Annotated in this window: 12 protein-coding genes; all 12 read left to right on the forward strand. The window is 35.5% G+C overall.

Features of this window, described 5'->3' with window-relative positions; genetic code table 11:
- The 12 genes from paaA to N456_RS00480 all read left to right on the forward strand — a co-directional run bounded on the left by paaA (position 1) and on the right by N456_RS00480 (position 11,732).
- On the forward strand, positions 1-957 hold the full coding sequence (paaA, locus tag N456_RS00425; protein ID WP_062052734.1) for a 1,2-phenylacetyl-CoA epoxidase subunit PaaA: 957 nt from the start codon (positions 1-3) through the stop codon (positions 955-957).
- Between the two features lie 33 nt (positions 958-990).
- Positions 991-1,275: a 1,2-phenylacetyl-CoA epoxidase subunit PaaB gene (paaB, locus tag N456_RS00430; protein ID WP_062052736.1), complete on the forward strand. Its 285-nt coding sequence runs from the start codon at positions 991-993 to the stop codon at positions 1,273-1,275.
- Between the two features lie 100 nt (positions 1,276-1,375).
- Positions 1,376-2,131 (forward strand): 1,2-phenylacetyl-CoA epoxidase subunit PaaC, encoded by a 756-nt coding sequence (paaC, locus tag N456_RS00435; RefSeq protein ID WP_062052738.1) that lies wholly within the window; start codon positions 1,376-1,378, stop codon positions 2,129-2,131.
- A gap of 86 nt (positions 2,132-2,217) precedes the next feature.
- The gene (gene paaD, locus N456_RS00440) at positions 2,218-2,721 is read left to right on the forward strand and encodes a 1,2-phenylacetyl-CoA epoxidase subunit PaaD (protein WP_062052740.1); all 504 of its coding nucleotides are present in this window, start codon (positions 2,218-2,220) and stop codon (positions 2,719-2,721) included.
- A gap of 177 nt (positions 2,722-2,898) precedes the next feature.
- Complete coding sequence (locus N456_RS00445; RefSeq protein WP_062052742.1) at positions 2,899-3,678, forward strand: enoyl-CoA hydratase-related protein; 780 nt, start codon at positions 2,899-2,901, stop codon at positions 3,676-3,678.
- A 251-nt stretch (positions 3,679-3,929) separates the two neighbouring features.
- Positions 3,930-5,108 carry a 3-hydroxyacyl-CoA dehydrogenase NAD-binding domain-containing protein gene (locus N456_RS00450; RefSeq protein ID WP_062052744.1) on the forward strand — a complete coding sequence of 393 codons (1,179 nt, stop codon included), beginning with the start codon at positions 3,930-3,932 and terminating at the stop codon, positions 5,106-5,108.
- A 424-nt stretch (positions 5,109-5,532) separates the two neighbouring features.
- Complete coding sequence (locus N456_RS00455; protein WP_062052746.1) at positions 5,533-5,913, forward strand: four helix bundle protein; 381 nt, start codon at positions 5,533-5,535, stop codon at positions 5,911-5,913.
- A gap of 302 nt (positions 5,914-6,215) precedes the next feature.
- Positions 6,216-6,638, forward strand: a complete 423-nt coding sequence (locus N456_RS00460) for a PaaI family thioesterase (protein ID WP_062052748.1) — start codon at positions 6,216-6,218, stop codon at positions 6,636-6,638.
- Positions 6,639-6,772: 134 nt separating this feature from the next.
- Positions 6,773-7,981 (forward strand): 3-oxoadipyl-CoA thiolase, encoded by a 1,209-nt coding sequence (gene pcaF, locus N456_RS00465; protein ID WP_062052750.1) that lies wholly within the window; start codon positions 6,773-6,775, stop codon positions 7,979-7,981.
- Positions 7,982-8,058: 77 nt separating this feature from the next.
- Positions 8,059-10,560, forward strand: a complete 2,502-nt coding sequence (gene paaZ, locus N456_RS00470; protein ID WP_062052752.1) for a phenylacetic acid degradation bifunctional protein PaaZ — start codon at positions 8,059-8,061, stop codon at positions 10,558-10,560.
- 69 nt (positions 10,561-10,629) lie between these two features.
- Positions 10,630-10,836, forward strand: coding sequence for a GIY-YIG nuclease family protein (locus N456_RS00475; RefSeq protein WP_338021341.1), 207 nt, complete (start codon positions 10,630-10,632; stop codon positions 10,834-10,836).
- A 143-nt stretch (positions 10,837-10,979) separates the two neighbouring features.
- Positions 10,980-11,732, forward strand: a complete 753-nt coding sequence (locus N456_RS00480) for an enoyl-CoA hydratase/isomerase family protein (RefSeq protein WP_062052754.1) — start codon at positions 10,980-10,982, stop codon at positions 11,730-11,732.
- Positions 11,733-11,735 lie beyond the last annotated feature (3 nt).

Consider the following 11,735-nt stretch of genomic DNA (forward strand, 5'->3'; position numbering starts at 1 on the left):
ATGAGCGAAAAAGAAGTAAAAAATCTAGAAGAACTTTTTGAGCAAAGAATTGCTCGAGATGAAAAAATTGAGCCTAAAGATTGGATGCCAGAAAAATACAGGAAGACACATATCCGACAGATTTCTCAGCATGCACATTCTGAAATTGTAGGAATGTTACCAGAAGGAAACTGGATTACCAGAGCACCATCAATGCGTAGAAAAGTTGCATTACTCGCTAAAGTACAAGATGAAGCAGGGCATGGTTTATATCTATATAGTGCATGCGAAACCTTAGGAGTCTCTAGAGAAGAACTATATGAGCAATTACATACTGGTAAAGCAAAATACTCTAGTATATTCAATTACCCTACGATCACTTGGGCAGATATGGGAGCTATAGGATGGCTAGTAGATGGAGCAGCAATTATTAATCAAGTACCGTTGTGTAGTACCTCTTATGGGCCATATGCAAGAGCTATGATTAGAGTATGTAAAGAAGAGAGTTTTCACCAACGACAAGGATATGAAATCATGATTACGTTGGCAAATGGTACTCCAGAGCAGAAAGAAATGGCGCAAGATGCACTAAATAGATGGTGGTGGCCTTCATTGATGATGCTAGGACCTACAGATGCAGAATCTGTGCATACCGCTCAATCTATGAAATGGAAATTAAAACGAAAAACGAATGACGAATTACGTCAACAGTTTATCGATCAAACCGTTCCGCAAGCAGAATTAATAGGACTTACCATTCCTGATCCAGACTTAAAATGGAATGAAGAAAAAGGAGGTCACGATTTTGGAGAAATAGATTGGGATGAGTTTTGGCAAGTAGTAAAAGGTCATGGCCCTTGTAACAAAGAGCGTATGGATGCTAGAGTTGATGCCTGGGAAAAAGGAGAATGGGTAAGAGACGCAGCAATGGCTTATGCCAAAAAACAAGAAGATAAAAAGCTAAAAAAAGCAATATAATAATTCTGAATTCAGAATTCAAAATTCATAATTATGAAAAAAAACTGGCCACTTTGGGAAGTATTTGTAAGAAGTAAAAATGGTTTAGAACATCGTCATTTTGGAAGTATTCATGCAGCCGATGCAGAAATGGCTTTAGAAAATGCTAGAGATGTATATACACGCAGAAATGAAGGAGTAAGTATATGGGTAGTAGAATCTAAAAATATTACAGCATCAAATCCAGAAAATAACGGAGAATTATTTGAACCCGCTCAAGACAAAGTGTATAGACACCCTACGTTCTATACATTACCAGATGAGGTGAAGCATATGTAATTTTTGCAACTGAAAGAATTGCAATTCCCGTGAATACGGGAAACTTACTATTTGAAATAAAAGTTATTTAAATAAGATACCCGTTTTTACGGGCAGTATTATGAAAAACGAAAATAAAATACAATATATCTACGGAATTGCAGATAACGCCTTGATCCTAGGTCAACGATTATCAGAATTATGTGGGCATGGACCTAATCTCGAGACCGATATAGCAATGACAAATATGGCATTGGATTTATTAGGGCAAACTAGAAGTTACTATCAATATGTAGCTCAGTTATCGGGAGAAGATAAAACCGAAGATGATATCGCTTTTTTGAGAACAGAAAGGCAATATAAAAACGTACTCCTTGTTGAGCAACCAAACAGACACTTTGGATATGTGATTGCAAGGCAATTCTTCTTCGATGCTTTTCATTTACTAGTATTAGAAGAGTTACAAAATAGTACCGATCAAACATTAGCCGCAATTGCTAAGAAAGGAATTAAAGAAGTAAGTTACCATCAAAGATTCTCTTCTGATTGGATAAAAAGATTAGGAGATGGTACAGAAGAAAGCCATCAAAAAGTTCAGGAAGCTGTTGATGACCTATGGAGGTATACAGATGAACTATTTCATATAACAGACGATGATAAGATTGCTATAGAAAATGAGATTGGAGTTAATACTGTAGCTTTTCGAGAAAAATACGATCAAATAATTAGAGAAGTATTAGAAGAAGCTACGATCACTATACCAGAAACAAAATGGTTTCAAAAAGGCGGTAAACAAGGTATTCATAGTGAACATATGGGGTACTTGCTTTCAGATTTACAATATATGCAACGTACTTACCCTAATATGAAATGGTAAAATAATACCGAATTTAGAATATTGAATGATGAGGAAAAATAAAACTTCAGCCTTAAGTATTAAATGTTCGATATTCAATATTTATGATGACAATAGAACTAGAACAACATATTGACCCAACCTTGATTCCTATTCTGGAAACAGTTAGTGATCCAGAAATTCCTGTATTATCAATTATGGATATGGGGGTTGTTCGTTCTGCCCAGATAGAAGATGATGTTGCAAAAATTACAATTACTCCTACCTATAGTGGCTGTCCCGCAATGGATGTAATAGGAGATGATATTACTACCGCTTTTGCAAAAGAAAATATCAAAGCCAAAGTGTCCCTGGTCTTATCACCAGCTTGGACTACAGATTGGATTACTCCAAGAGGTAGAGAAGCATTAGAGAAATATGGGATTGCGGCACCTTTAAACGAAGAAGCTGATAAAGAAGCATTACTCGGAGGTAAAAAAATAGTAAAATGCCCCCAATGTGGCTCAATAAATACAAAAATGATAAGTCAATTTGGATCAACGGCATGCAAAGCGCTATTTCAGTGTAATGATTGTTTAGAACCTTTCGACTATTTCAAATGTCTCAAGTGATATATTCTCTGTGCCCTTCGGCTACGCTCAAGGGACAGGAAATATAGTCGAAGAATAATAAAATAAATACAGAGGGCGATAGAAATGAAGAAGAAAAGGACTGATTAAATTAAAATATACTTGGATTACGAACAATAATAAAATGTATAACCCAGAATTTAAAATAGAGAACTAAACATGCCTTCAATCGAATTTCAAATTGAAAATGGAGTAGCGAGAATAACATTAAATCGTCCAGAAACTTTTAATAGCTTCAACAGAGAAATGGCATTATTACTTCAAAAAACATTAGACGAATGTAGTGCTAGTGATAAAGTAAGAGCAATTATGCTTATCGGTAACGGAAAAGCATTTTGTGCAGGTCAAGATCTTAAAGAAGTAACATCACCAGAATTAAATCCAGGTTTCAGAAAAATATTAGAAGAACACTATAACCCAATTATAGAAAGAATTCGAAATATAGAGAAACCAGTAATCGCAGCAGTAAATGGAGTAGCAGCAGGAGCAGGAGCTAATATTGCATTAGCCTGCGATATCGTAGTAGCTTCAGAAGCAGCAAGTTTTATACAAGCATTTAGTAAAATAGGACTAGTACCCGATAGCGCCGGAACCTTCTTTTTACCAAGATTAATTGGTTTCCAAAAAGCATCCGCCTTAATGATGTTGGGTGATAAAGTAAGTGCAAAGGAAGCAGAACAATTAGGAATGGTATATAAAGTAGTTGAAGTAGAAACTTTTGAAGAAGAAGCCGTTAAACTAGCATCGAAATTAGCAAAAATGCCAACCAAAGCATTAGGGCTGACCAAGAGACTACTAAATCAATCTATGACAAATACACTCCAAGAGCAATTAGCAATGGAGTCAGATCTACAGATAGAATCTGCAGAAAGTGAAGATTATGCAGAAGGCGTAAATGCATTTATAGAAAAAAGAAAACCAGTATTTAAAGGGAAATAAGAATTTAAAATCGCAAAATGTAAAATACTAAATAAACTGACCTCCGACTTCAGACACTTGATCTCGGACTTCAAACCTTAAACTTTTAGATTTTACATTTATAATTTGATATGTCATTCCAGTGTAGACTGGAATCCATGATCATAACTAAGTAAAAATTAAAATACTAAACAAGTAATGAATGTTAATAGACTTGCTGAAAATAAAGAGTTCAGTATTCGATATGTAACATTCGATATTCGAAATTAACTATGATTGTAGGAATAATAGGATCGGGAACCATGGGAAGTGGTATAGCTCAAGTAGCATCTACCGCTGGTTGCAAAGTAAAAGTCTTTGATACGAATCAAGAAGCACTAGATAGAAGTAAGCAAGCTTTAGAAAAAATTCTATCTCGTTTAGTAGAAAAAGGTAGAATAGACCAACCAGAAAAAGAACGTATCCAAAATAATATCTCATATGTAAATACACTAAAAGATCTTAAAGATGCAGATCTTACTATCGAAGCAATTATAGAAAATCTAGAGATTAAGAAAAAAGTATTTTCAGAATTAGAAACCTATGTTTCAGAACATACAATTATAGCCTCTAATACTTCTTCTTTATCTATAGCATCAATAGCATCATCATTACAAAAACCAGAGCGATGTATAGGGATTCATTTCTTTAATCCAGCCCCTTTAATGAAACTGGTAGAAGTAATTCCAGCAGTGCAAACATCAACTCAGGTAACAGATAAGGTTGTAGATATTATTAAAGATTGGAAAAAAGTAGTCGCCTTGGCAAAAGATACTCCAGGATTTATTGTGAATCGTGTTGCACGACCCTTTTACGGAGAATCGTTGCGTATTTATGAAGAAGGATTGGCAGATATAGCAACGATAGACTGGAGTTTAAAAACACTAGGAGGTTTTAGAATGGGACCTTTTGAATTAATGGATTTTATAGGTAATGATGTTAATTATACTGTGACAGAATCTGTATTCGAAGCTTTTTATTACGATCCTAGATATAAACCATCTTTTACACAAAAAAGATTGTCTGAAGCAGGGTACTTAGGACGAAAATCAGGAAAAGGATACTATGACTATGCAGAAGGAGCAGTAAAAAATGCTCCAAAAGAAGATACAGAATTAGCACAGTCTATTTTTGATAGAGTACTGGTCATGCTAATTAATGAAGCAGCAGATGCCTTATTCTGGAATATAGCCTCTGCAGAAGATATCGATAATGCGATGACCAAAGGAGTAAACTATCCAAAAGGACTCTTAGCTTGGGCAGATGAAAAAGGAATCGATTGGTGTGTAAATATGCTAGACAAACTTTATGATGAGTATCATGAAGACCGATATAGATGTAGCCCGATATTGAGAAAAATGATGAAAGAGAAAAGAGTTTTTTTTAATAAAACGGATGAGTTGATTAGTTAGTGAGTATTTGAGTGGATGAGTATTTGAGTAGGTGAGTGAATTAGGTTGTGAGTGTTTGAGTAGGTGAGTGAAGTGGGTTGTGAGTACTTGAGTAGGTGAGTGAAGTAGGTTGTGAGTACTTGAGTAGGTGAGTGAAGTAGGTTGTGAGTACTTGAGTAGGTGAGTGAAGTAGGTTGTGAGTACTTGAGTAGGAGAGTGAATTAGGTTGTGAGTGTTTGAGTAGATGAGTGAATTAGGTTATGAGTGCTTGAGTAGATGAGTGAATTAGGTTGTGAGTGCTTGAGTAGGTGAGTGAAAAACTCACATACTAACTAACTCACATACTAACTAACTCACATACTAACTAACTCAAATACTAACTCACATACTAACTGACTAACTGACTCACATACTAAATAACTAAAATGATTAAATAAAAAATGTGATGAGAAGTAAATATCATTTTAAATTCGAAGATTTGATGATTTATAATAAAGCAGTTGACTTTGGAGAGTCAGTAAATGATCAAATTAATACGTTTCCAAAAGAAGAAAGGTATAGGCTTGCATCTCAATTTATAAGAGCCGCAGATTCACTAGCATTAAATATTGCAGAAGGTTCTGCAAGTTCTGAAGCTCAGTTTAATAGATATTTACAATTAGCATGGGATAGTGCTCATGAATGTGTTGTATGTAGTACAAAAGCAAGGTTAAGAGGTTTTATCACAGAAATGCAAGATGAAAAAAATAGAGAAGAGATTACAGAATTATCAAAAATGATTACCTCTTTCAAAAAACATTTAAAATCAAAAATGAATAATAGATAATGAAGAGTATTGGAGTGAATAAATATGATAGAGATTAAAAAACTCAAATACTAAAGAACTCAAATACTAACATACTAAAAAACTCACATACTCACACACTAAAGAACTCAAATACTAACATACTAAAAAACTCACATACTCACACACTAAAGAACTCAAATACTAACATACTAAAAAACTCACATACTCACACACTAAAGAACTCAAATACTAACATACTAAAAAACTCACATACTCACACACTAAAGAACTCAAATACTAACATACTAAAAAACTAACATACTAAAGAACTCAAACACGAAATGACTAAAAAACTAACATATGCACAAACCATTCCACATAAAATGCTCAGTCAAGATCCCTTTAGCCAATGGTTAGGTATTGAAGTTATCGAAGTAGAAAAAGGACGATGCAAAGTAGGAATGACTATTAGAAAAGAGATGTTAAATAGTATGAACAAAGCACATGGAGGCATAGCCTATAGCCTGGCAGATACAGCCTTTGGTTTTTCGGCAAATACACATGGTAAATATGCAGTATCCATAGAAACCTCTATTAATCATATCGAAGCACTAGAAGAAGGAGACTATATCACAGCAGAAGCTGTAACAGATATTGTTAAAACCAGAGTAGGATTTAATATTGTAGAAATTAAGAGAGGGGAGCAAATTGTAGCATTATTTAAAGGAGTAGTATACAGAACCAGTAAAGACTGGGAGATATAAATATAAAACCGTAAAATGATAAATTTTAAAGTTTTTAGAATCCAGAACTACTTTAGGATTTTAGGATAAAATTAAAATAATATAAAGCAAAAATACTAACAAACTCATTTACTAAAATATTCACATACTAAAAAATGAAAGACGCATACATCATAGACGGAATTCGTACTCCAATAGGAAGTTATAAAGGAACATTATCAGCAGTAAGAACTGATGATCTAGGAGCATTAGTAATAGAGAAATTAATACATAACAACCCAGGTATTCCAAAAGAAGCCTATGACGATGTTATTATGGGGTGCGCTAATCAAGCAGGAGAAGACAACCGTAATGTAGCCAGAATGTCGGCATTATTAGCAGGGCTACCATTTACCGTTCCAGGAGAAACCGTAAACCGCCTATGCAGTTCGGGATTATCTGCAATCATCCATGCTAATAGAGCAATCAAAGCAGGAGACGGAGATCTGTTTATCTCAGGCGGAGTAGAAAATATGACACGTGGCCCATATGTCATAGCAAAACCATCATCAGCCTTTGGTAATGATTCTAAGATGCATGACTCTAGCTTTGGATGGAGATTTGTAAACAAAAAAATGCACGAGTTATACGGTACCGACGGGATGGGAAATACCGCAGAAAACTTGGTAGAGAAATATAATATATCCAGAGAAGATCAGGATGCATTTGCCTATTGGAGCCAGATGAAAGCCACCGATGCACAAAAATCAGGACGACTGGCAAAAGAAATTACCACAGTCGAAATCCCGCAACGTAAAAAAGATCCCATCCTATTCTCTAACGATGAATTTATAAAACCAACCACTACCAAAGAGGTTTTAGCAAAATTACGCCCAGCCTTCAAAAAAGATGGAAGTGTAACTGCAGGAAACTCATCAGGATTAAACGATGGAGCAGCAGCAACCATTATCGCATCAGAAGATGCCGTAAAAAAATATAATCTAAAACCACTAGCCAGAATAGTAAGTTCTGCGGTAGTAGGAGTAGAACCAAGAATTATGGGAATCGGACCTGTACAAGCCTCTAATAAAGCATTAGAAAAAGCAGGAATCACTATGGATGATATTGATATCATAGAGCTTAATGAAGCATTCGCTTCGCAAGCACTAGCATGTATACGAGAATGGGGATTAGAAGACAACGATCCAAGAATAAACCCTAACGGAGGATCAATAGCAATAGGACACCCGCTAGGAGTAACAGGTGCCAGAATAGCATATTCTGCAGCACTAGAATTACAAGAACAAAATAAACGATACGCACTAATTACGATGTGCGTAGGAGTAGGACAAGGATATGCATGTGTGATAGAAAATGTAAACTGATTTATCATTCCAGCGTAGGCTATAATCTATACTATAAAAAAAATAAAACGTCCCCTAGGGAACTAAAAATCTAGATGATGAAAAAACTAGAAAGCTACATAAACGGTAAATGGACTTCAGGTTCTGGAGATGGAATCATAATGCACGATGCCATTACAGGAGATACTATAGGAGCATCGACCACAGAAGGGTTAGATATTCCAGAAGTATTACAATACGGTAGAACCAAAGGAGGAGAAGTTCTTCGAAAAATGACATTTCAAGAACGTGGTAATATGCTTAAAAAACTGGCATTTTATCTTACCAAACGAAAAGAAGATTTCTACGAATTAAGTTATCGCACAGGAGCAACCCGAGTAGATAGCTGGATTGATATCGAAGGAGGTTTTGGTAATCTTTTTGCCAATGCATCGCTACGAAAACTATTCCCTAATCAATCTTATCATGTAGAAGGAGACCCTATAGACCTTTCTAGAGGAGGGCGATTTATGGCGCATCATATTCTAGTGCCAAAAAGAGGAGTAGCCGTACATATCAATGCTTTTAACTTTCCGATTTGGGGAATGTTAGAAAAATGTGCCGTTAATTGGATGGCAGGAGTACCCGCAGTAGTATTACCCGCACCACAAACCGCATATCTAACAGAAGCAGTAGTACGAGTAATTATAGACTCAGGTATATTGCCCGAGGGAGCATTGCAGTTACTTAGCGGAATGACCAAAACGATTCTGGATACTGTGCAATCTCAAGATGTAGTAACCTTTACAGGTTCAGCACACACAGGAAGAATACTAAAAGCACATCCAAGGTTGATAGAAGAATCCGTACCCTTTACTATGGAAGCAGATTCATTGAACGCTTCTATATTAGGTAAAGATGCCGTGCCAGGAACACCAGAATTTGATCTCTTTATCAAAGAAGTTCGAAAAGAGATGACCGTAAAATGTGGTCAAAAATGTACCGCTATTCGTAGAATTATTGTACCAACAGCATTGGTAGAAGACGTACAGATCGCATTAAGTCAGCAACTTGATAAAGTTACAATAGGCGACCCAAGACTAAAAGAAGTACGAATGGGAGCATTAGCAAGCAAACAACAAGTAGAAAGCTTCAAAAATAATGTCTCAGAAATAGCAAAAACTGCCCAGATCATTTATGGTAATTTAGATACTATAGAAACCATTGGGGCAGATGCCAGTAAAGGAGCATTTGTAAGCCCTGTACTTATGCGAGAAGACAACCCATTTAAAAATGACAATGCACATACCATTGAAGCATTTGGTCCTGTAGCAACCATTATGCCCTATGACACTTTAGAAAATGCAATCACACTATCTCAAATGGGTAAAGGATCATTAGTATCCTCTATTTTTACATACGATGATAAGATAGCCAAAGATTATGTTGTAGGAGCAGCTTCTCATCACGGTCGTATACTAGTCGGTAACCGAGAAAACGCCAAACAAAGTACAGGTCACGGTTCTCCATTACCATTACTTACCCACGGAGGTCCAGGACGAGCAGGAGGAGGAGAAGAAATGGGAGGAATACGAGGAATCAAACATTTTATGCAGCGATGTGCCGTACAAGGAACCCCAACAACACTAAGCGAAGTAACAGGGATCTATCAAGCAAACGCAGCATATAAAGAAGCAGAAAAACACCCATTTGCATACCACTGGGAAGATATAGAACCAGGAATGTCACTAAAAACCCATAAGCGAACCATAACCGATACAGATATTATTGGTTTTGCAAACCTTACTTGGGATCATTTCTATGCACATACAGATATCACATCCTTAGATGGTAGTATTTTTGAAAAACGTACTGCTCACGGATATTTTATCCTTGCAGCAGCAGCAGGATTATTTGTATATCCTAATAAAGGTCCTGTAGCAGCAAATTACGGATTAGAAGAATGTAGATTCTTAAGACCAATCTATCATAATGATACCGTATACGTACGATTGACCTGTAAGCAAAAAGTAGATCGCGATGTGGCAAGTGCAGAACACCCTAGCGGAATCGTAAAATGGTTTGTAGAAGTATTTGATACCGAAGATGAATTAGTAGCTATTGCCACTATTTTAACAATGGTACAGAAAAAACAAACCACATTGGTAGAAATGACCGAAACAAAAATACAAGAATGTTTAGGTAAGCTAACGGTAGATACAAAACCAAAATGGGGAATCATGACACCGCAGCATATGGTAGAACATTTAGAATATACCTATAAAATAGCAGCAGGAGAAATTCAGGATTTTGAAATAGCAACACCAGAGAAGATTTTAGAAAAAGTACATAATAGTTTATACAATTATGAGCCTTTTCCTAAAAACACAGAATTTCCATTACTGAAAAAAGGAGAAGTAGAAGAACTAATACATCCTGATCTAGAAACGGCTATAACAAAGCTAAACGAAGCAAGAGAAGCCTATAAAATATATTTTAAAGAAAATCCAGAAGTGATATTAAAAAATATTGTTTTTGGAGAACTCAATAAATATGAATGGTATCTATTAGAAAGAAAACATCTGAATCATCATTTTGATCAATTTAATCTATTAGATTAAATTGATCAAAATTCCCGTGAAAACGGGAATCTAAATGATACAAAAACGAGAGTTTATAACTACGTGTAGATGATAATATGGAACATATATATAATTACAAATAAACCAAACGGGGTTCTTTACATAGGAGTAACTAAAGATTTGAAAAGAAGAATACACCAACATAAAAATAAAGTACATCCAACAGCATTTTCAGCAAGATATAATTTGGATAAGTTAGTGTATTATGAAAATTATAAACAAAAGAAGAAGCATATACTCGCGAGAAGCAGATGAAAAAATGGAATCGAGAGTGGAAAATAAAATTGATTGAAAAAGATAATATAAGTTGGAACGATTTGACTGAAAATTTGATCTAGTATTTTTAAAATAATGTAGAATTAAAATAATAAGATTCCACCTATGTGGGAACATAAGTAATGACACAACCATACGTAACTATAACAGTAGAGAATCAGGTAGGAACAATAGAATTTTTCCACCCAGCACATAATTCATTGCCAGGCGATATTTTGGCAAAACTAGCGCAGACCATTACCGATGCAGGAACTAATGATGATATCAAGGTAATTGTATTAAAAAGCGGAAGAGACAGAACATTCTGTGCAGGAGCAAGCTTTAAGGAACTCATTAATATCAATGATGCCGAAACGGGGAAAGTATTTTTCTCTGGTTTTGCCAATGTAATCAATGCTATGCGCAAATGTCCAAAATTTATTATTGGGCGAGTACAAGGTAAAACTGTTGGAGGCGGAGTAGGACTAGCCTCGGCAACCGATTATTGTATGGCAACAAAATATGCAGCTATCAAACTAAGTGAGCTTAATGTAGGGATAGGACCATTTGTAGTAGGACCAGCAGTAGAACGAAAAATAGGATTATCTGCAATGACTCAGATCGCTATTGATGCCAACTCATTTTATGATGCAGAATGGGCAAGAGATAAAGGGCTGTTTACCAAAGTTTTTGAAGATATAGAAACCTTAGATGAAGCAGTAAAAACTTTTGCAGAAAACCTATGTACCTATAATCCAGAAGCAATGAAGGATATGAAAAAAGCATTTTGGGCAGGAACAGAAGATTGGGACACGCTATTATCAGATAGAGCAGTAATCAGCGGTAGATTAGTATTAAGTGATTTTACAAAAGAAACCTTAAAACGATTTAAGTAAAAA

The organism is Aquimarina longa SW024, from assembly GCF_001401755.1.
Classification (GTDB): Bacteria; Bacteroidota; Bacteroidia; order Flavobacteriales; family Flavobacteriaceae; genus Aquimarina; species Aquimarina longa.

Excerpts from the sequence above, each read along its gene's own strand:
- N456_RS00445 (WP_062052742.1), top strand. The coding sequence starts at position 2,899 with ATGCCTTCAATCGAATTTCAAATTGAAAATGGAGTAGCGAGAATAACA.
- N456_RS00475 (WP_338021341.1), top strand. The coding sequence starts at position 10,630 with ATGATAATATGGAACATATATATAATTACAAATAAACCAAACGGGGTT.
- N456_RS00460 (WP_062052748.1), top strand. The coding sequence starts at position 6,216 with ATGACTAAAAAACTAACATATGCACAAACCATTCCACATAAAATGCTC.
- N456_RS00455 (WP_062052746.1), top strand. The coding sequence starts at position 5,533 with ATGAGAAGTAAATATCATTTTAAATTCGAAGATTTGATGATTTATAAT.
- N456_RS00450 (WP_062052744.1), top strand. The coding sequence starts at position 3,930 with ATGATTGTAGGAATAATAGGATCGGGAACCATGGGAAGTGGTATAGCT.
- pcaF (WP_062052750.1), top strand. The coding sequence starts at position 6,773 with ATGAAAGACGCATACATCATAGACGGAATTCGTACTCCAATAGGAAGT.
- N456_RS00480 (WP_062052754.1), top strand. The coding sequence starts at position 10,980 with ATGACACAACCATACGTAACTATAACAGTAGAGAATCAGGTAGGAACA.
- paaC (WP_062052738.1), top strand. The coding sequence starts at position 1,376 with ATGAAAAACGAAAATAAAATACAATATATCTACGGAATTGCAGATAAC.
- paaB (WP_062052736.1), top strand. The coding sequence starts at position 991 with ATGAAAAAAAACTGGCCACTTTGGGAAGTATTTGTAAGAAGTAAAAAT.
- paaA (WP_062052734.1), top strand. The coding sequence starts at position 1 with ATGAGCGAAAAAGAAGTAAAAAATCTAGAAGAACTTTTTGAGCAAAGA.
- paaD (WP_062052740.1), top strand. The coding sequence starts at position 2,218 with ATGACAATAGAACTAGAACAACATATTGACCCAACCTTGATTCCTATT.
- paaZ (WP_062052752.1), top strand. The coding sequence starts at position 8,059 with ATGAAAAAACTAGAAAGCTACATAAACGGTAAATGGACTTCAGGTTCT.